Source organism: Fimbriimonas sp. LA-C6, from assembly GCF_055398105.1.
On record NZ_AP038796.1, the window covers coordinates 2,206,614 to 2,231,716 of the forward strand.

21 protein-coding genes are annotated in these 25,103 nt (G+C 54.1%); 4 read left to right on the forward strand and 17 right to left on the reverse strand.

The features are described 5' to 3' along the window. Window positions 1–23: 23 nt before the first annotated feature. Window positions 24–1,289, forward strand: coding sequence for a DUF3472 domain-containing protein (locus tag ACZ51B_RS10260; protein WP_464297154.1), 1,266 nt, complete (start codon window positions 24–26; stop codon window positions 1,287–1,289). Window positions 1,290–1,346: 57 nt separating this feature from the next. Here the strand turns inward: ACZ51B_RS10260 and ACZ51B_RS10265 are convergent, their stop codons facing one another. From ACZ51B_RS10265 to lipA, 9 genes are all read right to left on the reverse strand, one after another. After that, window positions 1,347–1,577, reverse strand: coding sequence for a hypothetical protein (locus ACZ51B_RS10265; protein WP_464297155.1), 231 nt, complete (start codon window positions 1,575–1,577; stop codon window positions 1,347–1,349). Between the two features lie 134 nt (window positions 1,578–1,711). Next, window positions 1,712–2,515, reverse strand: a complete 804-nt coding sequence (locus tag ACZ51B_RS10270) for a UDP-3-O-acyl-N-acetylglucosamine deacetylase (RefSeq protein ID WP_464297156.1) — start codon at window positions 2,513–2,515, stop codon at window positions 1,712–1,714. Next, window positions 2,512–3,552 (reverse strand): UDP-3-O-(3-hydroxymyristoyl)glucosamine N-acyltransferase, encoded by a 1,041-nt coding sequence (gene lpxD / locus ACZ51B_RS10275; protein ID WP_464297157.1) that lies wholly within the window; start codon window positions 3,550–3,552, stop codon window positions 2,512–2,514. The genes ACZ51B_RS10270 and lpxD overlap by 4 nt, the downstream gene beginning before the upstream one ends. Next, window positions 3,522–4,532: a hypothetical protein gene (locus ACZ51B_RS10280; RefSeq protein WP_464297158.1), complete on the reverse strand. Its 1,011-nt coding sequence runs from the start codon at window positions 4,530–4,532 to the stop codon at window positions 3,522–3,524. Before ACZ51B_RS10280 ends, lpxD begins: the two co-directional genes overlap by 31 nt. Continuing rightward, on the reverse strand, window positions 4,519–5,160 hold the full coding sequence (locus ACZ51B_RS10285) for an OmpH family outer membrane protein (protein ID WP_464293231.1): 642 nt from the start codon (window positions 5,158–5,160) through the stop codon (window positions 4,519–4,521). The genes ACZ51B_RS10280 and ACZ51B_RS10285 overlap by 14 nt, the downstream gene beginning before the upstream one ends. A gap of 98 nt (window positions 5,161–5,258) precedes the next feature. Next, window positions 5,259–5,891: an OmpH/Skp family outer membrane protein gene (locus ACZ51B_RS10290; protein WP_464293232.1), complete on the reverse strand. Its 633-nt coding sequence runs from the start codon at window positions 5,889–5,891 to the stop codon at window positions 5,259–5,261. A 10-nt stretch (window positions 5,892–5,901) separates the two neighbouring features. Next, a complete protein-coding gene (locus ACZ51B_RS10295; RefSeq protein ID WP_464293233.1) occupies window positions 5,902–7,707 on the reverse strand; it encodes a BamA/OMP85 family outer membrane protein in 1,806 nt (601 codons plus the stop codon). Between the two features lie 179 nt (window positions 7,708–7,886). Further along, window positions 7,887–12,488 carry a translocation/assembly module TamB domain-containing protein gene (locus ACZ51B_RS10300; protein WP_464293234.1) on the reverse strand — a complete coding sequence of 1,534 codons (4,602 nt, stop codon included), beginning with the start codon at window positions 12,486–12,488 and terminating at the stop codon, window positions 7,887–7,889. Window positions 12,489–12,512: 24 nt separating this feature from the next. Further along, window positions 12,513–13,451 carry a lipoyl synthase gene (gene lipA / locus ACZ51B_RS10305; protein ID WP_464293235.1) on the reverse strand — a complete coding sequence of 313 codons (939 nt, stop codon included), beginning with the start codon at window positions 13,449–13,451 and terminating at the stop codon, window positions 12,513–12,515. A gap of 283 nt (window positions 13,452–13,734) precedes the next feature. On the opposite strand from lipA, the gene ACZ51B_RS10310 reads away from it, so the two are divergent. Beyond that, entirely contained in the window at window positions 13,735–14,781 is a 1,047-nt protein-coding gene (locus tag ACZ51B_RS10310; RefSeq protein ID WP_464293236.1) for a TIR domain-containing protein, read from the forward strand. A 124-nt stretch (window positions 14,782–14,905) separates the two neighbouring features. Beyond that, window positions 14,906–15,409 (forward strand): redoxin domain-containing protein, encoded by a 504-nt coding sequence (locus tag ACZ51B_RS10315; RefSeq protein WP_464293237.1) that lies wholly within the window; start codon window positions 14,906–14,908, stop codon window positions 15,407–15,409. Here the strand turns inward: ACZ51B_RS10315 and ACZ51B_RS10320 are convergent. Then, on the reverse strand, window positions 15,399–15,752 hold the full coding sequence (locus ACZ51B_RS10320; RefSeq protein WP_464293238.1) for an MmcQ/YjbR family DNA-binding protein: 354 nt from the start codon (window positions 15,750–15,752) through the stop codon (window positions 15,399–15,401). The two genes, ACZ51B_RS10315 and ACZ51B_RS10320, sit on opposite strands and share 11 nt — an antisense overlap. Before the next feature lie 43 nt (window positions 15,753–15,795). On the opposite strand from ACZ51B_RS10320, the gene ACZ51B_RS10325 reads away from it, so the two are divergent. Continuing rightward, complete coding sequence (locus tag ACZ51B_RS10325; protein WP_464293239.1) at window positions 15,796–16,356, forward strand: HDIG domain-containing metalloprotein; 561 nt, start codon at window positions 15,796–15,798, stop codon at window positions 16,354–16,356. Here the strand turns inward: ACZ51B_RS10325 and ACZ51B_RS10330 are convergent. The 7 genes from ACZ51B_RS10330 to ACZ51B_RS10360 form a co-directional block, all read right to left on the reverse strand. Beyond that, window positions 16,343–18,136, reverse strand: coding sequence for a hypothetical protein (locus tag ACZ51B_RS10330; RefSeq protein WP_464293240.1), 1,794 nt, complete (start codon window positions 18,134–18,136; stop codon window positions 16,343–16,345). The genes ACZ51B_RS10325 and ACZ51B_RS10330 overlap by 14 nt on opposite strands. Window positions 18,137–18,623: 487 nt before the next feature. Next, a complete protein-coding gene (locus ACZ51B_RS10335; RefSeq protein ID WP_464293241.1) occupies window positions 18,624–20,822 on the reverse strand; it encodes a hypothetical protein in 2,199 nt (732 codons plus the stop codon). A 496-nt stretch (window positions 20,823–21,318) separates the two neighbouring features. Continuing rightward, window positions 21,319–22,068, reverse strand: a complete 750-nt coding sequence (locus ACZ51B_RS10340) for a metallophosphoesterase family protein (RefSeq protein ID WP_464293242.1) — start codon at window positions 22,066–22,068, stop codon at window positions 21,319–21,321. After that, window positions 22,065–22,814: an MIP/aquaporin family protein gene (locus tag ACZ51B_RS10345; RefSeq protein WP_464293243.1), complete on the reverse strand. Its 750-nt coding sequence runs from the start codon at window positions 22,812–22,814 to the stop codon at window positions 22,065–22,067. The genes ACZ51B_RS10340 and ACZ51B_RS10345 overlap by 4 nt, the downstream gene beginning before the upstream one ends. Beyond that, the gene (locus tag ACZ51B_RS10350) at window positions 22,811–23,314 is read right to left on the reverse strand and encodes an arsinothricin resistance N-acetyltransferase ArsN1 family A (protein WP_464293244.1); all 504 of its coding nucleotides are present in this window, start codon (window positions 23,312–23,314) and stop codon (window positions 22,811–22,813) included. Before ACZ51B_RS10350 ends, ACZ51B_RS10345 begins: the two co-directional genes overlap by 4 nt. Next, window positions 23,292–24,650: an FAD-dependent oxidoreductase gene (locus ACZ51B_RS10355; protein WP_464293245.1), complete on the reverse strand. Its 1,359-nt coding sequence runs from the start codon at window positions 24,648–24,650 to the stop codon at window positions 23,292–23,294. Before ACZ51B_RS10355 ends, ACZ51B_RS10350 begins: the two co-directional genes overlap by 23 nt. Beyond that, window positions 24,637–24,978, reverse strand: a complete 342-nt coding sequence (locus ACZ51B_RS10360; RefSeq protein WP_464293246.1) for an ArsR/SmtB family transcription factor — start codon at window positions 24,976–24,978, stop codon at window positions 24,637–24,639. Before ACZ51B_RS10360 ends, ACZ51B_RS10355 begins: the two co-directional genes overlap by 14 nt. Window positions 24,979–25,103: the final 125 nt, after the last annotated feature.

The window sequence follows — 25,103 nt, forward strand, 5'->3', positions numbered from 1 at the left end:
GCGCGGATGCGACGAGGTGAACTATGAAACTTCGAAATGTTCAATTGGCCTTCATTGCTGTTGGATTGGGGAGCGCTGGGAGCGCGAAGTCCCAAGACTTCTTCTTTACGGGGCAGCCGACAGCAGCGACTCAGTTTCAAACCCAGGTGATGGCGAAGAACGTCATCAATGCCACTTACTTCGCGGCCATTGGAAACAATGTCGGTTATGGTGGGATGCAGCAGTGGAACGACCAGACGAACGGCAGCCATGTGTTCTTGTTCTCTGCTTGGGATCAGTCGACCACGGATCTCACCTATTTGATTGGCTATAACTCGTCGTTGAACGTGATTGATCACGGGCGATTTGGGGGCGAGGGTACGGGCGACCACCTGAATTTTTACTACCCTTGGCAGCTCAATGTCGCGTATCGCTTTGCTTACCGCGTTTCGCTTGAGCCGGACAATCAGCATGAGCGCTGGAGTGGATATTTCTATGATCCAGCTATCGGGGCTTGGACATATGCTGGGACGTTTCGGTTACTAGGGAACGGGAACCGCATCACCTATAACTACTGGTTCAATGAGAATTTCGGTGGCACTTGGGGCCTGCGTAAGGCTGATTACAGCAATGCTTGGTGGCTGGGGACCAACAACACTTGGACTGAGTTGCTGAATGGATACACGGTGAACTCGCCTCATGGGCCGAACGACTATGGTCGCGTCGATCCTATTTCTGGGGCTCTGGAGGTGACTTCTAGTCCGACCACTACCGATCAGCCTGAACTTAGTCTCAGCTACTCGGCGGGGGCTGGTGATGCGATTTTGTATATTCCGTATCGGATCAGTTGTGGTTCTGATGTTGCGACTGCGGGTTCTACTCAGACGAAGTGTTTTGAGTCGGATACTCACTGGACAGGTTCGACCTACACGGCCACTGATTCGACGACGGTTACGACGGCGGGCGTGGCCAACGCGGCTCCTCAAAATGTTTATCACAACATTCGTGGAGGCACTGATTTCAGCTACGTGCTGGAAGGCCTTAAGAAGACCAAGTCTTATACGGTTCGGCTCCACTTTGTGGAGAATTGGAACAACTCGGCGGGTCAGAGAAAGGAGAATGTTTCGATCAACGGCTCTACGGTTCTTTCGAATTTCGATATTTATGCGGCGGCGGGTGCAAAGTACAAGGCGGTGGTCAAGAGTTTCAGCGCCACTCCTGATGCGAATGGAAAGATCACGATTCGTTTCCAAACTGCATCTGGCAGCATCGATCCACAATCGATCGTTAGCGGTATTGAGGCTCAGTAGTTAGCGATAGTGTGCTGGCAGTATCTGATTAGTTGCTGCTGGCACATTGCTTTTGTATCAGTTAAAGTTCATGGGTAGATCGTACTTATTGCAATGTCTATCTTGATATCGTCGGATCATGTTGACCTCGACATCGCTCATTGAGATGGCGATCGCCCCGTTGGCTGCGTTCTCTGCGATCTGCATGAGGGACCGTGTGTGAGTCAGGATAAAGTCCAGATCGGGTTGCTCGCGCTCCAGATGGAGCTGGAGTATCTTTAGCTCTTCTAATAATCGTCCGATAGGCATAACATGTACAATATGTGAATGTTTTGACCGTTTAGTGGTCCAATTCCATACGCATATCAACGCAAGAATACTTAGCTAACTGATTAGGTGTTTTCTATCGCAATTAATCATGCGATCCCAACTTGTTTGCTAACTTATCTCAGCCAGATGGATTCGTACAGCATGGCTGCCACTTTCACATTGACCCGGTGTCCGCTGCGTTCTGCGACGACACTGAGTAGGCGGGCTGGAACGCGGGCAAGATAAAGGTCACCCATGAGGTCCAGCAGTTTGTGACGCGCTAGTTCATCTGGGAAGCGTGTTGCATTTTGATAGCCTTCGGGTCCGACTATCACGGCAGAGTTTTCATCTAGTCCTTTTCCGAGACCTAACTGAGCGATCATGGGAAGCTCTTCTGTTAGCGCGAACGTGCGTGCTGGGGCGATCTGGTCCGCATAGTTCTCGATCACCTGAAGGCTCTCGTAGCTTTGGGAGTGGGGCCAGCGATCGCCTGTTGCGTAGGTGAAACGCCAGTGGCCCGTGCCCTTGGCTACGGCGGTCTTGATGGCGTCTTCTTGCGTGAAGAGCCTTGTGAAGAGTGGGGGGACCTCTTGGTCTCCTAGAGGTTCCAGGCCGGAGGCTGAGAGTCCTTTGACAAATGGGAGTGCGCTGCCGTCCATGCCGGGAATCTCGGGCGCGGTGACTTCGATCTCGACGTCTGTGATCTCTAGGCCGGCCAGGGCGCTCATGATGTGCTCGATGGTTGCTATCGAGCCGAGTTTGGTGCAGCGGGAGGTATCGGTGACATTGGCGGGAATTGCTTGCGTGCGCTCGCTCCCGTAGCGGAACCAGATGCCTTCGGTGCCTGGATGGACTGTCATCTCCACGGGTATGCCGGAGTGCAGGCCTAGGCCGCTAAACTTCGCTTCCACTTTGAGGGTGTTTCGTGGGGCTGTCACTTGGAGTCCTCTAGTTCGGCGATTCGTTTTTCGAGGGCCTTGAGGCGGTCGCGGATATCGGGAAGTTTGCCTTGGACGGCTTCGATCTTTTGTTGTTCTGGGCGGGGGCGTGCTGGGAAGCCGAAGTAGACGCCAGGCTGGAGGATGTCTTTGGTGACTCCTGCTCGGCCAGCTAGGACGATGTCGTCGCCCACGGTAACGTGGTCTTTGAAGCCTGTTTGTCCGGCGACGGTGCAGCGGTCACCGATGTGGGTGCTGCCGCTTATGCCGGTTAAGCCTGCGACTACGGAGTGCTCGCCGATGGTGGAGTTGTGCGCCATTTGAACGAGGTTGTCTAGCTTGCTTCCGCGTCCCACGGAGGTGGTGCCGAACATGGCTCGGTCGATGGTGGTGCAGGCTCCGATTTCGACGTTGTCGCCGATGGTGACATTGCCGACCTGCGGGATTTTGACCTGTCTGCTTCCATCCCAGTAGAAGCCAAAGCCATCTGCTCCGAGGACTGCTCCTGCATGGATAATTGCATGTTTGCCTATACAAACTTGCTGATAAAGGACAGCATGCGGGTAGATGACGGCGTGCTCATCGATTAAGCAATCCTCGCCTACATAGGCGAAGGAATAGACGCGCGCACCGGCTCGGACTGCTGCTCCGCGTTCGATTACTGCGAAGGGGCCGATGAATGCGTCGGGGGAAATGGTTGCTTCGGGGCTTACGGAGGCGAGTGGGTGGATGCCCCGCTCTACGGGCAGTGGGCGGACGCACTTTGCCAGAAAGAGTCCGAACGTTTGTTTGGGGTGGGCGCAGCGGATGACTGGCTTGGTGGAGGCTCGGATGTGGTGCGGGACCAGTATGGCTCCTACTTCGCTTGCCTCTGCTTGGCTTAGATACTCTTCGTTTTCCGCAAAGGCTAGGCCTTGTGGGTCGCTACTTCCCGTAGCTACTGGACGAACGACTCTTAAGTCAGAGGGGCCATCTAGCACGCCACCCAGTTCGTCTGCAAGTTCCTTTAGAGTCCAACCGCTCGTTCGCTTCTCCATGCTTGAAAATCCTTGGTCACGTCTTTCCCCTCGCCACGTTTTGAGGTCAAAACCTTGTTTTGTGTGGCTAGCCAGACACGCAGCTGTTTTTCCAGCAGTTGTCGGCGAATTTGTGGTGGAAGAGAGACGCTCCTTGAATCTACCTTTGGAGCGGCTGGAAGTGCTTTCTCTGCGGGCAATGTGACCGTTTTCCCTGGCACTGCTGGCAGTTTGATGGGGTGAGATTCTGCTAATTCGAGTTTGACTTCGTGTTCGTGCCTTCCTGTGGGGCCGATGGCTTCCCTCATGGCACGCTCGTTCATTTGCTGGGCGTAGTCGGCAATCTGCCGTTCGAAGTCATCTCGTTCCTTATCGCTGAGGAGTTTGGCTTCTTCTAGTAGCTTTGCCACTCGCTTAGCAAAGGCTGCATCGATCGATTTTAGGGCGAGTCGGAGGGATGCAGATTCTTCGAACCGTTTTTTGCGCACTGGGGTTAGTTCGGTGGTAGGTGGCTTGCTGTCTGGGTTTCGGTCGGGGAAGCCTGCCAGGAAGGCTAGGCGGGTGAACTTCGGCTCGCGTTCTGCTGCGTAGGATTCGAACTGTGCCCGGAGTTCGGCGAGCAGGGGTTCGTTGGCGAGCCTGCTTTTCTTTTCTAGGAGTCGCCGCTGTTCGAGCTCGAAGCGTCTTGCCTCTCGGGCGTACACTATCTGGAGTTGTTTGCGTAGGGCTTCTAGAGCCTTCCGCTGGCTTTCTGCGGCGCTTGCCTGGACATTGAGGTCTCCGGACATCGAGGGGTCCTCTAGGGTCTTCTCTGTTAGCGTAGGTAGATCCCTTGAGATGGGTCCCGAGGGTTTGGGTGGGGATGGCGGGTCTGCAAGCTGGGAGGTTGCTGGGGTGGACTCTGACGCGAGGATGCCGTCCAGATCTACCCAGACGGCTTCAGGCTGCGATTTGCAGCCTGATAATAGGATGACGAGGCATAGGAAGCTATTTCTTCGCATTCATCGCTTGCAAAGCGGCATCGGTCACATCGTTGGCACCGTAGGGTGCGAAGACGGCATCGTAGACCATGGTGAAACCTTGCGCTTTTCCAACTTCATGGACCGCGTCTCGGGCTTTCTGGTTCGCGATCACTTTTTGTTTGTCGAGTTCTGCGTTGATGTCGTTGGCAAACTCTCTCAGCCATCGCATGCCTATGTCGCTCATTTTCTGCGCTCGGTCTGCGTATTCTGAGACGAGGGTGCGTTCCTCGGGCGACATGTTGGCCTTGGTGGCTATTTCTGTCCATCGCTTGCTCGCTGCGGTGACGTTTGCTTTGAGGCTTGCAAGCTCTGCGTCTTCTTCTTTCGTGAGGGGTGTTTCTTTGAGGCTGAGGTCACGAATGCGGGTGGCTTGCTCCAAGGTGAGCACTCTGTTGACGTCGATGAACTCCAGCACTGACTGGCGGGCCGCTTTCATTTTCTCGACGCGGTCTTTGAGTGCCTTGCCGAAATCGCTTTGTTCCATCAGTCGGTTGATGTCTGCCACACCGGTCTTTTCGGCTGGAGCCTGGAAACCTGTAGCAAGGAAGACTCCTGACACGACGAGGACCGCTGATAGCGCCAATTTCTTTAGGAGAAGAATCTGCATGGGAATTCCTATTTGGGAGATGCGCCCTTGACGAGCGACCCTATGAAAGTAAAACGGCGCACGGTGTCCAAAGACACTGCGCGCCGTGACGAAAAGAATTACTTATCTTTGGTGACGGCCTTGAGAGCATCGGCGGTCAGGTCGTTTGCTGCGTAAGGAGCCGACTCTTGGGCGAACACGATGGTGTAGCCCTGGGACTTGCCTACGTTCTGGACTGATGCGCGGACCTTTGCGAGCGCGTCTGCTCGGAGCGTTGCCTGCTTTTCGCGTGCCTCACTCTCCCACTGATTGCTGTACTTTTCGAGGATGTCTCGGTTTTGGCGAGTTCGGGTTGCGTACTCGTTTAGGAGAGCTTTGTCGGCGTCCGTGGGGGCCTGCTTGGTGACTAGGTTGGACTGCTTACCAGTGTCTGCTAGTGCGTCTTTGGTGATCCGATCGAGCTCTGTCTTATCTTCTGGTGCGGGCTTCTCTTTGATGGTCAACGCGATGAATTTCTCAGCGTCGGCTGGCTTCATTCCCTGGTTCTGGTTAACAAACTCCAGGGCGTTGTGGCGCGAGACCTGATAGTTCTTGAGAAGCTCGTTTGCTGCCTTGAATGCATCGCTGCCGGTGAAAACCTTTTCGATATCTACGGTTCCGAACTTTGCTGCCGGAGTCTGGAATCCCATGCCGACCATGCCGCCCGCCAATGCAGCGGCGACGATCCAGCCTAATTTATCAAATTTCTTCATATCAAACCTACTAGAAAGAGTTCCCGATGAGGAAGTGTGTGCGGCTCTTGCCCTCGTCGTTGAATCCGAGGAAGAGCTGAATATTTCCGAGGGGAGTTCTGAAGCTGACGCCTGGGCCGTAACCGAGGTGCATCTTAAAGCTTGCTGTTTGCTGGAGGCCGAAGACCTCTCTGAAACCGCCCCATGCTCCGCCGTAGTCTACAAAACCGATCACCGCAAAGTTGCTTTGTCCCTTTGCTACGATCGGATACCTATATTCGACGCTTAAAAGTGCCTGAGATTTACCCCAGAAGCGATCTTCTTGATAGCCACGAATGCTGTCGACGCCACCTGCGAACATTTGTTCGAAGAACGGAACCTTTCCTCCGATGGTGCCGACGCGGGCTCTTACGGCCAGAACGTTTCTTGGTGCGTTGGGGTTTTTCGCGTCTCGAGCTGGTCCCTTTGAGTAGTAGCCACGGAATTCTGCGTTCAGTTTGACGAACGCATTGGAACCGAGGAGATTCTCATCGGAGGTTAATCCGCCTACCTTATCGATGTGCGCATAGCCTGGCTCGACCTTTAGCTGAAGCCAGTTTCCTCTGGATGGATCGATCGCGCTATCGCGGTGGTTGATTGTGTAGCCTGCTGTCAGGACCGAGACTTGTCCGTCCTGTTGGATGTAGTCGTTGTTGGTCGTGGTGGTAGTCGTGGTCGTCGTCGTATTCGTTGGATAGTGGAAGTTCTCTGTTTTGACCGCTTCCGTTCTGAGTCCTAATGAGAACGTTCGGTACTCATCGGTCGGTCGGGCAAATCCAAACTGGACACCGGTTCGGCGCTCGGTGTAGTAGAAGTCGCTGGAACTGGTGTTGGATCCGATTAGGTTGCCTTGTCCGCGGATCGTTCCATGGGTATAGATCGACGCGTGGACGGCTGTGTCTTTGTTGTCGTAAAACGGGTTGGTGTATCCGAGGTCGATGCTTGGACCTGTGCCCTGTGTGGACTGTAGGTAGTTGATATCGACGTTTTGTCCGGTTCCACCAATGTTGTTTTGCGAATAGCGTAGGATTCCAGCGAAGGAGCTGCTGGGATCTACCTGGAAACCGATGTTGAACGTTCCTGTCTTGGCCTCGACTACGTCTGCGATGAGGTCGATCTTGCCTTCCTCTCGTTCTGTGTCGTCGATGCTGCGGATGCGGTCTGGCTCGAACCAGCCGGTGTCTTTGATACGAGAAAGATCTCGGAACCAGCGGTTGGAATCGAAGACGTCGCCGGATCGGGTTTTGATGAGGCGCTTCATGACCCAAGGCTTGGTGAGTTTGGTGCCTTGGACGGAAACGTTGCCTACCACGAGTTCGACGAGGGAAATGTTGATGGTGCCTGGCGAGTCGACGCTGGGGCCGAACTCTACTACTCGTGCGAAGTATCCACGGTCTGAGTAGAGCTTTTCGATGGCTCGGGCGCTTGGTCTGGGGTCTCGGGCGTTAAATACGCTGCCAGGCTTCAGGCCTGTTGCGAGTTTCTTCAGGATCTCTGAGGTGGCAATGTGCGAGTTGCCGGAGACCCGGATCTCTTTGATCTTGGGGTATTCCTGGAGATCGACTACGACTTGCCAGTTGTTGCCTTTATCCGAGCTATCAACGGGTACGCCACGGATGTCCACGGCTGAGAAGAAGCCCATCTCTTCGAGGGAGCGCTTATCCTTGTCGATGCTGTCTTGGGTGTACTTGGCACCGACCTTGGTGGTCATTGTGGCAAGCACGGCGTCTTTAGTGACTTCGCGGTTGCCGCGAATGACGATCTCTTTTACGACATTGAGGTCTTGCGCATAGCTCATAACGGCTAACGCAAAAAGTAGTGTGGCTGAGGTTGCTCTAAGGTTCAATTCTTCCCCCTAATGCCCAATTCCGAAGTTGTCACTATGAGACGCACTTTCGGACTTTACCCCCGCAAGCTTGCAGAGAACATTCTTGGGCTGAATTGGGGGTTAGATGCGCTCAACATAGCAGCGTTACGCTATGGGGAGATAACGATCTTCTTTTTGGGTCCAGAGTCCTGCTTAGGGCCGCCAAAACGGGTCTGGTACTCCATGGAGAACTTGAATGGGCGGTCCTGGTCGACACCAATTGAGTAGTTGATTCGCTTGAAAACACCTGGCAGTCGAGACGAGGCTCTGGGGGAATAGACCAGTCGGATGTCGTAGACCGGCTTATAGCCTGTGCTGGGAGTCCCCACTTGCTGGCGTCCCTGGATGGAGAACTCTGAGCCTAGCGTTTTGGCGTAGGAGATGGTCGTCTGGTCGATGGCGTTGTATTCGATTGAGAGATAGTCCAGACCGAACCCTCGGGCGATGTTCGAGGTGATAGGGTCTAGGACGGTGGGCAGGGCGTAGCCTGCCAGAGCGCTTCTCAAGCGAGACTCCACGCCGGTTTGTCCGTTTGACTGGCTGCCCAAACTCTCGAGTAGGTCTTTTTGTCCGAGAAGCCCCATAACCTGGTCGTTGCTGAGATCGGGTGGGTCTGCAGTGGCATCTAGCTTTAGGCCCTTTTGATCGAGGAGGTCACCTGAGATGGCTAGGAGGATTCCGTAGCGTTTGGTTCCTTCTCCGAATTGGGTGGTGACCACGGAGGTTCGTCCCTGGAGGTCGACCTCAAGCTTGGCGGCTGGTTGAGTTCCTGTTGTGGAGCGGAAGGAGAAGTCTAACGTGCCACCTCGATCTACCCGGACCAGGGCGCTAGGCAAGCGGATGCTTCCTCGGTCGACGGTTAGAGATGCGTATGCCTCGGGGGAGCTGAGCGAACCCAGGATGTTTCCGTAGCCTTCTAGCTGAAACTCGGCGGTGGAGGAGCGGACTTTGGCAGGGTTGTCAAATGCGAAGTCGATCTTGAATCTTGGATCGATGATTGGGGGGGCGCTGGATGAGTCTCCGCCACCGATGCTTGGGACGCTTGATTCGACGTTGGACAGTTTGACTACGCCTGAGATGTCTGGCCGGCGAACTGTTCCGGCGATATCAATAATTGAGGTGGCTTTTCCTTGCACATATCCGCCTTCCAGTGCTTGTCGGAAGACTGCGCCGTTGGTCTGGAAACTGCCTGTCAGTCCCATGGCCAGAAGCGAGTCGGCAGAGAGCTTGACACCTGTCTCGCTCTCCAAGGCTAACTTCTGCGTAGTGGAGAGATCGAAGAGCATGGAGCCACCGCGATCGACTTTTGCGGAGGCTGTTGCGACCAGTTTGCTTTCTGGGCTGAGTCCGAGATGGACGGCGACATCACTTAGGGTGTCGTCTACTTTTTTGATCACGGCTCCATCTGGGAGTTTGACTCCGAGTTTTTCAGCGATCAGGTCGACTCCTCCTTCGATTGTCAGGTTTTCCGCCTTGCCTTGCGCGGTTATCTTGCCCAGGAGCTTGCCGCTGGTGCGTGTGGGGTCTAGGTAGGACTGGACCATGGGCAGCTCGCTGAGTTTTCGCTCGTTCAAGGTTAGGGTGGCATCGATGTCCTGCTCTTTGAAGGCTGTTTTATAGTTGAAGCCGGATTTTGCTGTGAGTGCTCCGCCGAAGCCGGCATAGCGATAGGTTCCGTCTATTTGTAGTCCGTCCTTTTCGGAAAGCTGAACTGTCGTTTTGTCGATCCTTAAAGCATCCTCTTCGGTGAACTTTACGCCCTCAATCTCTGGTGTTTTGAGTAGATTTGAAGCCTCAAAACTACCTTTAACCGAAGGAGCCAGGGCGCTTCCGGTTGCGGCGAAGTCGAACGAGAGAAGTCCTTTGTTTGCTCGGAGTCCTTCTGCAAATGGTGCCAGGGCATTGAGCTGGATGTTGGTTCCTTTGGCGGACATCTCGATGTCGCCTTGCTCAGCAAACAGACCCGAGACCTCTACGTTCCCGGCTGGGCCTTTGATTTGAGCGCTGGGGACGCGCCAATAGCCGGATTTTCTGACTAGGTTGGCCAGTGAGAGTGTGCCGTAGCTGGTTCCTTGCACGGCGATCTTACTGGCCTCTAGCATCTCTACATTGATGATTGGGTTGTGTAGAGGGCCGGAGATTGAGGCTGACAGGTCTAGGTCGCCTTGTGTGGCTGCTATCTTTCGGTGAATGTCTGAGGAGGTGTGGCGCAGGTAGGGCTCGGCTGCTAGAACCAGCGTTTGGATGTCGAAGCGGTTGGTTTCGGTGGAGGCTCGAATCCACTTTGAGGCCAGGTCGTATTCGACTCGAAGATCTGCAACTCTTAGTTCGGGCAAGAGTGTTCCGATGGAGAGGTTGCCGCGGGCATGGGTTCCGTCGAAACCTGCTGTCCAGTTGCCGTCTCCTAGGGGGGTGTCGTTGAGATGGACTGTGTCGAGTCGGCCATTTGCGTCCACGTTTACCTTGCCATTCTTGTACGCAATGGTTCCGTTTAGGGATGTGATGCCTTCAATGAGGGCAGACTCTTGGACATCGGCAGTGAGCTTGTCGAGCGATAGGTCTTTACCATTGAAAGAGCCGCTGCCTTCTCCGTAGCTTAGACTGTAGGCACCGTTGGCGTGTAGTTTGCCGTTGGCGACGATCATGTCGGCACTGGCTTGGGCTAGTGTCTGATCTAGGGAGATCCTTCCTGTAAGGCCGTCTACCTTCACACCTCGCCCTACGAGGCTATTGCCTTCGATTTGTGCGACGAGTTTCGGGTCTGAGATGGTTCCGCTTAGTTCGATAAGTGGTGCGTTGAGCACCCCTGAGAACTGGTCGCCTAGGAGTTCGGTAATTTGGATATCCGTTGCGGCAAGGAAGCCTGAGAGGTGCTTGTCTTTGAGCTTCAGTTCCGCTGAACCTGTGAGTTGGGACGTTCCACGAACGACGTTGATGTTATTGACTGCGACGTGATCGCGGTCTGCGTAGAAATCGAGTGTGCTGGCGGGTGCTTCTTCGCCTCGGAAGGCGAGATCGTAGCCTTCTACGCGTCCCTTTGCGACTGGGTGGGCTGAGGTGCCGGTGATGGTTGCCCGCGCGTTGACTGTTCCAAGAAGTTCTGGGAAGAGGCTGCTGGGTGTGAGGGCTCTTCCATCCACGTGCATTTCAAACGTGCCGTCGGGGTTTGCGGTGCCGGTGATTGCGATGAGGCCTGCTGGGCTGCTGAGCCAGCCTCGATTGACCGTGACTCCTTTTTTGGCGACTGTTCCGGTGAATTCAAATTGGTCTGCTTCGATGGTGCGGCCGGGTTTCCATTGGTAGCTTCCCGTTCCTCGGGCTACTAATTGGGCCACGGGTTTGTCATAGGTTCCTTCTAGCCTTGCTGTGACACTGGCGTTGCCTTTGACTCCTTTGAATTTGAAGCGGTCGGCGAGATTGCCTAGGGAGACGCCTTGAGCCGTTAACAGTCCGTCGATTCTTTTGGTGTTTGGTTGGAGTCGTATAATGCCGCTGGCTGGGAGGTTTTGGTAGGTGGCGTTGTTGAGATTGACTACGACCTCATCGGGGGCAGCACTGATAGTTGTGGATATGTTTCTGGCTGATTCTTTCTGATATCGCGCTTGATCTATTTTCAGAGAGCCCCGTGTGATTGGGTTCGCTCCCTCTTGATAGGAAACCCACCCTTGGTAACTTGCGCCTTGAAAACCTACATCTTTGGGGATGAATTTGCTGATCCACTGTGGGATAGAGCTGCTGTTTGCCGCTTGGGCGTTTATATTGCCTGCTAGGACGAGCTTGCTCTTCCAGTTTGCTCCACCGTCGAATATGGCTAAGTTCTGGCCTTGCCAAGCTTGTACTTTCCCTTGGATGCCGTCTTGATTGATTGCTCCTGTAAAGGTGGCGTGGTCGGCTTGATACTGCTCGTATCGGAGTCCTTTCGCTTCAAATTGCCCTTCGGTGCTTATCTGAAGGGCACCTTTGGGAGGGATGAAAAGCTGGATTGGGCCCTTAGCGTAGAGGTCCGTGAAGCTGGCTTTTGCGAGACGCTTGTCCGGAGAAATTTCTAAGAAGTGGTGGGCGGCAGAGGCGAGGTGTAGGCCGGTGGTGTTAGCCTTGACGATGACGCCTAGTTGTGGGGAACCCTGGACTTTGGTTGAGGCTGTGCCAACTCCGGGTATGGAAAGTTCTCCATCGGCCATCCAGTCATCACCCACTACGGAGATTCGCAGCTTGGAGGTGTTCGCTGCCTGCTGCCACATGCCTTGTTTGGAGTTGTCGAGGAGGGCGATCTTGGCTCGATCAACTTCGATGTCGAAGGCGTTGTTTGAGGGTGGTCCTTCTGACTTGGGGATGAGACGCTCGAACTCGAAGTGGCCGTTTGGGAAGCGAAGGAGGCGGGCGTCGAGATCGGATACTCGGATACGGGTGGATCCATCGCCTTGCCAGATTGAGTGGAAGTTGCTGATGGTCACTCGGGAGGCTTCGGCTACTTGTCCGCCGAGTGGCTCCTGAATTTTTGGATTTCGAATGACTGCGGAGCCCTGCCAAGGGTCGATGGCGTAGGATGTGGCGGTCAGTTTGACGGTGCCGGTTGGGGTCTGGTATTCGAAGGAGACGGGGACGCCTGGGGAGAGGAGGTAGTTCGCGCAGTCGTAAAAGTAGGCGCCGCCCCAAATGGATAGGGCAACGACCGAACCGGTAAGCGTTACATACCTAACTAATCCGGTCAAGACCGAACGAACTCCTCTAGATTCTTATTTCGACGCGTCTGCCATGGGAAGTGATTGAAGCGTTTTCAATCTGGCTTCCTTTGCATCCAGTTTTTCGAGTCTCTCTGCCATCACTTTCTTGCTGAACTCGATGGCGTTGTAGGAGCTTCGGATGAAGGGTCCGCTAGCGACGAAGGCAAAGCCCATGTCCTCACCGATCTTCTCGTACTCTTTGAACTCGTTTGGATGAACAAACTCGTTGACCGGCAGGTGCTTCATGGTTGGGCGAAGGTATTGGCCGATGGTGACCGCGTCTACGCCGATGTTTCGAAGATCCTGCAGGGTCTTGATCACCTCGTCCTTGGTTTCTCCAAGTCCGAGCATGATTCCCGACTTCGTATAGATCGACGAGTCGAGTTCCTTAACGGTTCGCAGAACATCGAGAGTTCTCTGGTATTTCGCCTGGGGGCGAACTACGGTGTGCAACCGCTCGATGGTTTCGATGTTGTGGTTATAGATCTCTGGCTTGGCGTCGGTGACGTTTTTGATGCACCACTTTTTGCCTTTGAAGTCTGGGGTGAGGACTTCGACGATGACCAACGGGTTCGCTGCGTGGAGTGCGCGGATGGTCTCGGCGAACTGTGCAGATCCCTCATCCGCAAGGTCATCGCGTGCCACGGAGGTGACAACAACGTGCTTGAGGCCGAGGTCGCTTGTTACCTTGGCCACATCTGCGGGTTCATCTGGGTTGACTTCTAGGCCTCGCCCCACCTTGATTGCACAGAAGCCACAGCTTCGGGTGCAGGTGTCCCCAAGAATCATAAACGTGGCGGTCTTTTTGGACCAGCACTCAGGAAGGTTCGGGCATCGCGCGCTTTCGCACACGGTATGCAGGCTTTTGGCCCGCATCATAGACTCGACTTCCTTAATGGTGTCGGGGCGGGGGAGACGGATCGTCAGCCACTCAGGGAGTCGCTGGGTCATGTCCTTAAGTATAGCCGATGGCGAGGACCATCACTGATGTGGCTTTGCTAGTCATAGCGAGGTGTGGTACTGGATCAGAGACTCTTTCCTTGTATGAAATTGTGAATCACTCACCGGGTTTGGCGGCTAAGACTCCATGTGTGCTTCAAGGGCATTGCTGAAAGTGTTGTTCTTGCTGAATCTGTGAAGTTCTGAACTTTACGGCAGGCATTCATGCAAGTATCTAACACCTCTAGGTACGATATCGTCCGATTACTCACTGGCGACCCTCCGGTATCTATTAATGGCACGCATCAACCACCGTACAAATGTAGAAAGCTCTATTTTCATTTCTCATGTTGCAAGCGAAAGAGATGTTGCTATTGCACTCAAACAAGTGCTGGAGCAATATTTTGTTCATCTAGAGGTGTTTGTCTCGTCTGCTGCATCGGACAACGGACCTGGCGAAGATTGGCTCGGAAAGGTATTTGATAAGCTACGAAAATGCCAGGCAGTCATAGTTATCTGTAGTCCCGAGTCGATGAGTCGGCCATGGATCAATTTTGAAGCGGGTGCCGGATGGATTCGTAACGTCCCGGTGATCCCGATCTGCCACTCTGGCCTTCCTGTCGATCAGCTCCCCCTCCCATTTCGTGTTCTGCAAACAATTTCGGCAACAAGTGAATCTAGCTTGGTTGAGGTCGTCGAGCAGTTAGCCAAGGTCCTAGGCACTCGAGTGCCCGCTGTTGATTTCAAAGACTTCATTAAGCGAGTCAAGCAATTTGAATTGCAGCGCTTACCTGGGGCGAAATCTCTAGAGATATTTCCAAGGAGCCGCGATGCCCAAATTCAGATTGGTGAAAAGCTAAACCAGGCCAAAAGAGAGATTTGGCTCAGCGGTGTTCAGTTTGCCGTAAGCTTGTCGGATTGGCGCGGCGAATACCTGCAAGCATTGGCACGTGGCGTTAAGATTCGATGCGCCTTTTTAGATCCAGATTCACCTTCAGTTGATAGCACTGCTCGATACTTTTCTATGACAACAGACGAGCTCAGGTCAGAATGTGCGGACTGTGTCAAGAAAATTGCTCGTCTGAATCAGGAGTGTGTTGAAATGGCGGCGACTATCGAGGGCGTAGGTTCTGTAGAAGCGAGAACTTACAAGGATCTACCCAGAGCTAGATACTATCTGATTGACCCAGATGAATCTGACGGTCTTGTGATCTATGTTCCATATGTGGAAGGCCTAAGATCCTCACAATGCCCTGCCTACGTTATGAGGACTCAGCACGAGGTAGCCCCTGTTTATGTGGGGGCGTGTAAGGACATCTTCCGACTGTCGACACCGCTCTAGCTATATCTTTATAGCTTTGGTTCCTATACAAGGCGACGAGCCTTCTATTTGAAACACGTCCCTTGATCGACCGGTTTTTTGGGCCCGGGAACTTAAGCGTTCCCGAGGGGTTACGACTTTCACTATGAAACTCGCGAGCACAATTGTTGGACTGTTTGTTTTGGTGGCCTTTGGGTCCGCTCAGAAAATGAGGGCTCCTGAGCTGACGGGCTCCAGGTGGGTTAATGCAGCCGGACCGGTCGGCAGGATGGGGAAGGTCACCATTGTGCACTTCTGGACTTTTGGGTGTATTAATTGCAAGCATAACCAGCCTGTTTACAAGCGGTGGCAGCAGCGGTTTGCTGGGAAGGGTGTGGCGTTGATTGGGGTTCATACGCCGGAGACCGCCTATGAGAAGGTTGAGAAGAATGTGCGGAGTGAAATTGCTCGGCAGAAGATCACTTACCCGGTGCTGATCGACACGGATGGCAAGAACTGGAGTCGATGGGGGGTGCAGGCTTGGCCTTGTGTTTATGTGATTGACAAGAAGGGTGTGATTCGCCAGAAGTGGGAAGGCGAGCTGAATTGGGAGAAGGAGAATGGCGAGAAAGTGATGGGCGATCTTGTAGAGAAGCTGCTTAAGGAGTAGTGAACTGCTTCAGTAGCTTTTTGCCTGCAAATGCCCGCCAAGCCTTTTCGATGCGCGAGGCGAGGTCTTCGCGGTCGATGGTGGAGAGCCGAGCGAGGATGTAGGGGAAGTTGCGGTAGTGATCTGTTTGGAAGAACACTTCTGGGGCAGCCTGCATGAGGATCTCTTTCTCGTCTAGGTCGCAGTGGAGAACCAGAACGTCGGGTTCGCTGATTCTGAGAATCATCTTGCCGCGGACTTTCAGTGCTGGTGTCCCCCAGCTCGTTCCCTCTTCCAAACCTGGCAAGCCGAGTGATTGGGCGATCAGCAGCACTGGCCTGAAACTCTGTTCCAGATCATCCATTCATGCATGTTACGCTGTGGTTGTTGGATGCACAATACTTGCGATGCATGATCGCGCTGCTGCTCTTGAGCTTCTTCACCTACACACTCCGAGTGAGAGTCTTCGACGGCACTGTTTGGGGGTTGAGGTTTGTATGCGGTGGTATGCGGAGAAGCTTGGGGAGGATGTGGAGCTTTGGGGGAATGCGGGGCTGTTGCATGACTTTGACTATGAGCAGCACCCTGACGAGCATCCGCTTTGGGGCATGGAGTTGCTTCGAGCGCAGGGTTGGCCGGAGGAGTTGGTTCTGGCGATTGCGGCTCACTATGCGGAAAAGACGGGGGTTTCACCCGAGGCACCCATTCAGAAGTATCTGTTTGCTTGCGATGAGTTGAGTGGGTTCATTACGGCTGTGACTTATGTGCGGCCTAGCAAGAGCGTGTTGGAGGTCGAGGTTAAGAGCGTTACGAAGAAGTTGAAGACCCCAGCGTTTGCGGCTGGGGTGAATCGGGACGACGTTGCGCTTGGGGCGCAGTTGATAGGGGTTCCGCTTGAGGAGCACATTGCCCATTGCCTTGCGGCGATGCAGGCGAAGGCAGGCGAGCTCGGGCTCAGCGGAATCTAGCTGGGTAGCCTGGTCCCCATCGGTCGCTCCATGATTCTGTTGATCTTTCGTCCAGCGAAGACGCGTTCTTCTCGAAGAATGACTGCATCTGGATCAGCGCCTTGTCCTTGTGGGCGGCGGACCAATAGAACTTAAATTTCGGTGCACCGCGTAGCTCTGCTAAGCTTGAGGCGAGAAGATCACACGCTCTGACATCGCCCGTCTCGCCGGGTTTAAGAGCATATGGATCGCGGTCGCTTCCAACGTTCTCAAATGGCGTCATGCTTTGGACTTTGGCATTGGTGAACTCGGCACCTTGTTCGGTTAAGGTGACTTTGCCTACGACTGACTTATCTTTGAGCACGTTGCTGAGCGCTTGGCGCACGGCGTTTAATTTCAGGAACGGTTTATAGGTAAACCCATTTGCCGCCCAAGGATGATTTGCCTTGCTCACGTTTGCCTGAATGCTCCACTTCGACTTGGGATCGTAAAGTATTCGGTGAGCCAGGGCCTGTGCTGCAGGTTGGGATGATCGGCGCGCAAGCGGGAGGAACAGCTCTGAATCTCCGTAGTCGGTGCTTGAACCAGTCCCACTCTTCAAAAAGCTTGCGTACTCTTGGAAGGCCTCACGGTCGCCAAGCAACATCCGAACATCGAAGAGGTTGGAGAGTTGTAGGGCGAAAAACGTTAAGTCAAATGTCTGACTCTTCGATTGAGCGATTATCGCACTCGTGACTTTCCTTAGCAAAGGAATAGCCTTCTCTTTTTGCAGTAGAGCAAGCTGCTGGCTATATTGCGACGCAAACTGCATTTGGTTAGAAATTTTGTAAGCCTCGGAGTTTTGTACATTTAAGCTTTCGAGCGCTCGTTGATTCAAAAGTTTCTCTAGGGTCGCCCGGTTGGTGAGGGAAAGACTCTCCGCGAGACAGTGTGAACGAGGTTCTCCTGGCGGAGTTTCGAATAATCGGAGGGCCGCGTTCATGTGTCGGTACTCGTTGGCCTTGTCGTCCTTGAGGATCGCCAGGTAGTTTTCGGCGATGGTGCTGTTTTTGATGGTGTTCCAGTACGCTCGAAGTTGCTGCGGGTCTGCGTGACCGACGAAGCGATTGAGGTTATCCGGCGGCAGGGTGATCTTGGCGAAGACACTAGACGCGACGTCTGCGACGGTCATAAGGCTCATCGTCCTGACGTCGTACATTGTTCGTGAGCCTACATAGAACGACGGCCGTACTTGGCGCGTAAGTCGTTTGTCCGATTCGATGCAGTCAAGTAGTTGTTCGCCTGCCGCGAACCCTTCTTTTGTGAGACGCTGACTCACAGTGGGACGCCCCACCCAGGCTCGCTTATCACTATCCCAAGTCTCAGGCGTTTCGTTTTCTAGATTCTGAATTAGAACTTTGATCCGCTCTGGCTGTGACAGCTTGGTGAGGGTTGTTAGGTCAAGGCGGGTAGCAGTCTCAGCCTGCCTTCGCAGCACTTCTTTGGTGAGCAACCGGGCTTCGTCGAGGAATGGGAAGGTTCTTTGGGTTGAGGGGAAGCCAGGATTTTTTCGTAATTTAGTTGCTCGGGCTTCTAACTCAGTCCCGTATTGCTCCAGCATTTTTGAGATTTCATACGCGGTCTGATCATCTCCTGCAATAAACGCACTCACGGCTGCATCCCACGAGTTGGCGAGGTAGGTGTGCGTGATGTACGAGAAATCGTTCCCGGGAATCAATTTGCTGGATTCCCGATAGACTTCTGCTGTTAGATCGAGATCACCGTTGATGAGAAGTGTCGTTGCAACTCGACCCAGGGCCACCGGTGGATAAAGAAATGATCGCTGTTGTTTGGGCGGAGCTGTTAATCGCCTAACCTCTGTCGCTAGGTCAAGCTTTTCTCCCACTTGCTCGATGGAAAAGGTCAGCCCATCCAGCGTGACTAGCTTTCTCTTTTCGTGTCCTCGAGGCGGGAGAACCCAACCCACCACACTACGCGTTGCTCCCGGCCTGCTGCTCCACTGGTATGCCAAGACCTTCGCCCTTCTGAACTCTCCACCTCGCGGATCTCCGAATCCGTGTGATTGAAGGAATTTTGCGTTGTCGACAAAATCTTGAGGCAGAGACGATTTAGGGGGTGTCCATGGGGCGATCGGCTCGGGTTTCCAGAGCGCCAGATCCGGTTTGGACTGTGTGCTTGCGCAATTGGAACATGCAATGGCGGATACCACTGAAGCTGCTAGCCAAGCTGCTTTGATACTCACTAACATTTGTTACCTCGGTCTTGTGTTTCGTTCAAATCTTTTGGGGTCATGGGCGTTTTGCCTTTTGAAATGGGCTACGGCCCCACCAGGTGGCAAGGTCATCCATGCGGCTCGCATTCGCCTCGATGTATTGGATCATTTGGAGAACGGCTAGGTCTTTCTCTTTGGTTGGCCAGTAAGGCTTAAAGGCAGGGATACCTTTGATCGCTTGTAGACGATCCGCTATGGCATCACACATTCGGAGATCGCGCCGCTCTCCGATCTTTGGAGCTAAAGGATCTGGTTTCTCACTTGAATTCGGATACTCCCCTATCCCGGAATTGCCGATCTTGACGACTCGCACACCGTTCGGCTCAACGTGAACTTCACCGATGAGCGTTTTGTCTTGCAGTAGCTTGAGTGCGGCCTCGCGAGCCGCGGAGAACTTTAGGATTGGGGAGGCAAGGAAGCGTCCCGCTTTGTCGGCGCCACCTGTTTCCGCTGCGATCTTGAGAATGTTCCAAGTTGAGCCTGGCGTGAGAAGTAGACTTCGAACTGCTCGCTGTGCCTCGGCAGTAGACGAGCTTTCGATAAATGGTTCAAAAACCCTGGAGAGTTCAAAGCCGTCGACTTCGGTCTTGAGGCCATCGATGAATTGGATGTATTCCGTGAAGGCTTGTTTGTCGCCAAGAGCTTCTCTCGTAGTGATTGACGCGCTTAACTCATTGACGATCTGTGAGAAGTACGAGCTACCATAATGCACTGCGCTCAGTTCCATGGCTCGCTTGGTTATCCGTCTCAGCAAATCCAAGGCAGCAGGTTTGTCCCACAGTGCAAGGGACTCGGCTATTCGAAGAGCACTGGTGCAGTAGTAGGGTTCTCTTGCAGAGATAGGATCTCCCGAACCTGCCAGCTGAATCGCGCGCTTTGTGATGAGTTCTGTAAGCGATGGGTTGGTTTTTCCACGTAGCACCTCTGCGTTGAGCTTTCCGGTAACGGGTCCGCTTCGGGTTAAGTTTGCTCCAATGTGCCTTACGTCGCTGGTTTCAAAAATTCGCTGCGCCGCCTCTATCCACTGGTCTTTGGATCGCGCATCGTTGGACAAGATCTTGAAGCTGATCTGCGCGGGTGTGAGTCCTCGATTGTTCTTCCAAGACTCTCGTAGCTGCTCAACGGTGGCACGTTGCCCTGGAGCTAACGCAACGTCCACCGCCTGAACCATTACGAAGAAAGCACTTCTCGCGGCATCTTTCACGGCGATCAAGTTGCGTTGAGGTTGAAAGTCCCGTCCAAAACTTACTGACCGGGTAAGTCGGGTGTCTTTCTCCATGCAAGTGAAGAGAGGTTCGATGGCAGGATCTCCCTCAGCGATGAGCGCCTTTATGATTGGATCTTCTGACAGAATGACGCCACCCGGTTGACTCTGTTGATGTTGATCCACTTCGTCCAAGTTGTCGATCAGTTTCTCAATCCGGTCTTTCTGAGGCATTTTCGCCAAGGCTGCCAGATCGAGTTTTGGTTTCTGGGCCGCTTTCACGCGTCTGTCGGAGTCCTCTGCTAGTTTGCTGACGGGATCCAGGAAGCTGAACGGATTCGAATCGCGATTTTTGGGCCCAACTTTAAGAGCGTAAGCATCATAGTCGGCCTTGTATCGCTCTAACATTTTTGCAAAGCGCAGTGCCTCTTGGTCGTCGCCTCTCATGTGTGCTGTGACTGCTCGGTCCCATGCATCTGTTAAGAAGCCTCGTGCCATTCCTGGGAAGACCGGATAGTCGGGAGTTGGTATATATCCTTTACATAGTTTTTCTGCAAGGTCCACATTCCCATTGATAAGGAGAAGCATGGCAAATCGGAGATATTCTCCGCCGCTAAAGAAGCGCGTTTGCAGCGCCTTAGGGTTCGCGACAAGTTTTTCGACCTCGGAGGCTATGTCGACGGTCGGGCCAACTTCCTCAACCTCCACGAGAAGACCAAGCTCGGTCACGACACGGGGCTTTTCTCCGTTCTGGGCTGGGAGCACCCAACCGACCACCTCTCTCTTTGCAGCGTCACGGTCCCACACAGTGTTTGCCCAGATGGTTGCTTTCCGAAATACTCCTCCACGTGGATCGCCCATTCCGTGGTCGTGAAGAAATTGGGCGACCTCAATGATCTCTTGGTGGAGCTTTGATGACGGAGCGATCCAAGGTTTTATGGGTTCCTGGGCGTTCGCTGTGCTCGTCAGGGCGACGAACAGGCTCAGGGACAGCAAGCTGCTTTTAGTCATGTCTTTGAGTATTAGAATGACCTAAGGGGTTTGCGTTTCGGGGAGTTGTTGGAGAGTGGGGGGTGTTCCTCGTGATTACCTGAGGGGGAGACCATACTGCGGGCTATGGAACGGCTTAACCGGTACCGCCTTTGGTTTATGGCGGCGGCAATTTACAATGCTCTTTGGGGCTCTTTGGTGGTGGTTTGGCCTGACGCCATGTTCAAGTTGATTGGCGTTTCTCCCATTGGATCGAAGCCGATTTTTCAGAGTGTTGGGATGATGGTGGCTGTTTATGCTCTGGGCTATTGGATGATTGCTCGGGACCCTGCACGCTTTGGCCGTTTGTTTATATTGGGCTTTTGGGGAAGCTGTTTGGGCCTATCGGGTTCGTTTTCACGGCGCTTCGTGGCGATTTGCCTTGGGCGTTTGGATGGATCAATCTTACGAATGACGTCATTTGGCTTCCAGCGTTTATCGGTTTCACGCTAGAGCTACGACGGTATGAGATGTCGATCTAGTCTGTGGCGGGCACATTTCCGCCTGTTCGAAGGTAGTTGGCAAAGTACTCGGGCAAACCTGCTTGTAGCAGCCTTGTTGCGGCGAGTTCCACGTCGTATTCGAGCCGGATCTGGTTGGTGGTGACTTCGGTTGACGATATTTCAAGCTGGCAATAGCCTGCGCGTGGGTCACCGTCTTTGGGTCGGCCCACACTGCCTGTGTTGATGAAATGGACGCCGTCGACTACTCGGTGAAAAGGGACGTGGGTGTGGCCGAATACGATCACATCTGCATGGGCATCGAACTTTCCTCCGGCTACAAACTGGCGCAGGTAGCCGTCTGACCGGTTTTCGAAGAGATACTCCGTTGTTTCCTTTGGCGAGCCGTGGCAGAGGAGGATTCGTCTGCCCTCTGCTTCGAATCGGATCTCGCGTGGGAGCTCTCGTAGCCATGCCTTGTTGTGATCTGTTGTGTGTTCGCGGGTCCAGAGGAAGGATACGTTCGACATTTCTATGTCGAAAGGCTTGATGTAGAGGCAGCCGCAATCGTCCTTGTTGAAGCCGACCCCTTCGTCGTAGTTGCCGAGGACGGTTGGGCATTGCATGGACATGATGAGTTCCTGGACCTCATTGGGTTGAGATGCGTATCCGCCCAAGTCTCCCAGGCAGTAAACACCTTCGAAGCCAGCCTTGTTGATATCGTCACGCACGACTTCAATGGCAGGCAGGTTGGCGTGGATGTCTGAGAAGATCGCGAGCTTTGTCATGGATGTTTTGTTCTCCCTTCTTCGGAGAGTTCATTGAGTGCTTCTAGAAGTTCGTTTGGGGCGCCTTTGGAATGTTCGTGTTCCAGGCGGATGAACTCGAAGAGAAGCGACGCCGCAATCGCGCCGACAGAGGGGCCGAGTGCATAGAGCCAGTAGTTTGAGAGCGCGGGCCCTCCAGCGAGTAGGGCTGGGCCAAATGAGCGGGCGGGATTCATGGATGCGCCGGTGACGGGGCCGCCTATGAGGACATCCACTACGACGGTTAGGCCGATCGCAAGTGCTGGGACGGTGCCTGAGACGCGACGATCTGTTGCTACCGCAATGATGACGAGCATCAGGAAGAAGGTGAGTACGAACTCTGTGGCGAGGTTCCTGGTGATGAGGGTGGGATCGGCTGGGACATGGGTTCCGTGGCCTGGTCCGTAAAGCATCGACGCTAAACCTGCAGCGAGTATCCCTCCTAAGAACTGAGCGGCCCAGTATGGAAGAACGAACCTCCATGGGAACCGTTTTGCCGTGGCGAATCCGAGGGTGACTGCGGGGTTGAAGTGGGCGGCCGAAACTGGGCCCAGTGCGTAGATCATCGCTAACACCGCAAGTCCGGAGACCAGGGCAGCGGCGAGCAAGGAGGAATCGGCTCCTTTGAGTCCTGCGACTCCCGAGAGTGCGACCGGCGCGAACACGATGGCGAAGGTGCCGATGAACTCTGCTAGGTACCGCTTGCCCATGGATGATTTCGAGGTCATTGGGTTTCCTCGGCGAGCAGTTTCTCGACGATCACCACGTCGCGCCATTGGCCGTCTAGTTGTCCGTGCTTCTGGTAGATTCCTACTTCGCGGAAGCCCATTGAGTTCATGAGCGAGCGGCTGGGTTGGTTTTCGACGAAGATGCGTGAGACGAGCTTCCAGAAGCCGGCATCCCTTGCTGAGGCGACCAGGGCTGCCATGGCTTGTCGTCCGAACCCTCGAGTTCTGAACCTGGGATGTACGTAGACTGAAAACTCAGCGATCCTCTCGTAGCACTCACGGGAGCGGTAGGGAGAGCTGGAGGCAAATGCCACGACCTGGTGATCGGCCTCGACGACTACCACAGGGTGTTTTCCATCGAGCCAGGTAGCCACCTCTTCTGATGAGCGGTGGCGAGTCTCGAAGGTCGCGAGCCGCTCATCGATTCCAGCATTGTAGATTTCCGCCATGGCATGCGCATCCTCTTGAGTGGCTTGCCTAGCAACAGCCGGTTTCTGCATCGCAGCACTCCTTCTTTGCTGTTGGAAGCATTTTTAGTGTCTTCCGCGTGGGAGGGGGTGCGCAGCATCCGTCTCCTGAGCAGACGCCGGTTTCTGGAAGAACCAACTCTACTTTTCGGGCGCCAGCGTGGTCTCCGGTTAGTTCGCAGGCGATGGATCGCACCTGTTCGTAGCCAGTGAGCATCAGGAAGGTGGGGGCTCGGCCGTAGCTCTTCATTCCGACGATGTAGAAGTTCTTGTCGGGGTGCGAGAGTTCGATGGCTCCGTGAGGGTCCACTGTGCCGCAGCTATGGAAGTTGGGATCGATCATCTCTGCAAGGGCCGATGGGCTTTCTACGGCGGGATGGAGATCTAGGCGAAGCTCCGAAAGGATGGCAAGGTCCGGTCGGAAGCCTGTGTTGGCGACGACTTGGTCCACGGTGACGCGACGGCCGTCTTCGGATATGAGGGTGATGCCGCAGCAGTCGCTTCCTCCACAGCATCCTGTTTCGACCGAGCCGATTCGGAAACCTGACTCTAGGCGTATGGAACCAGACTCAACGAGTTGGCGGACGTGGGATCCGAGGGCACCTCGTTCTGGAAGGGCGTCGCCGATTTCGCCGCCAAACATTCCGGTGAGGTCTGACTTGCGGACCACCCAAACGATTTGTGTCTGCGAGACCTCTTTGGCTAACTCAGCGAGTTCGATGAGGGCATTGAAAGCTGAGTGGCCGCTACCTACTACCGCAATTCGCTTGCCTGCGTACCGTTCGCGATCTATGCCATGGACGTCTGGGATGCGGTAGAGGATTTTGTCGGATGCGGCTCTTTCGCCAGGGGCGGGAGTGCCGCTGCCTCCGAGGGGATTCGGCGTTCGATAGGTACCCGAGGCATCGATTACAGCCCTTGCAAGGAGTATTTCTTCGCTGCCATCACTGTTTTCGGTGGTGATCAAGAACGGAGCTGAATCTCGTCCTTCGTTCTTCATCTTGTCGAGTCCGTGGCGGGTGACTGAGATGACTTTCTTTTCAGTCCGAATGGAGGCAGCCAGTTGGGGAGTTGTTGAGAGGGGCTTGAGATACAGCTCCCACAGTTCCTTTCCAGTTGGACAGGTGTCTTGGTCCGGACTGGTCCATCCGGTTTTCTCTAGCAGCCGCTGTGCTGCATTGTCTATGCAGTAGCGCCAGGGGGAGAAGAGCTTGACATGGCCCCAGGAACGAACGCTGGTTGCTGCTGATGCTCCGGCTTCCAGGACGATTGGAGACTCGCCTTTGTCTATGAGGTGGGCGGCAGCGGCTAGACCTACGGGTCCAGCACCTATGATCACCACGGGATAGTTTGTTTCAGCAGCACTCATTGGTCGCCTCGCTGGTTGTGATTTGATGAAGATAGTCGCCGACAGCCTGAAGCTCTTCGACGCGGAGCGTGCAGAGCATGCGTTTGCCTTTTCGTTCGATCTTGATCAGGTTGCAGGCTTCGAGCTCGTGAAGATGGTGGGAGATGGTGGAGCTGATTTTTTCGGCTCCGGTGATATGGCAGCAGATTTCGCCAGCCGTCGGGCCCTCGACGCCACCCTCTTCGTCGACCGAGGCTCTTCGGCAGCACGAGCTTGCCAGAAACTCCACGATGTGCATTCGGGTGGGGTCGCCCAATGCTTTCAATCGCTTGGTCATTTCGAAATTCATGAAAACATCATACATGATGTTTCGATGAAATTAGAAATATTGTCTTTAGTTGAAAAAAGTGGCTCCGAACAAAGCGTTCGGAGCCACATGGCTTGATTTGCACTTACCTTAGGGCGGGTTAACCA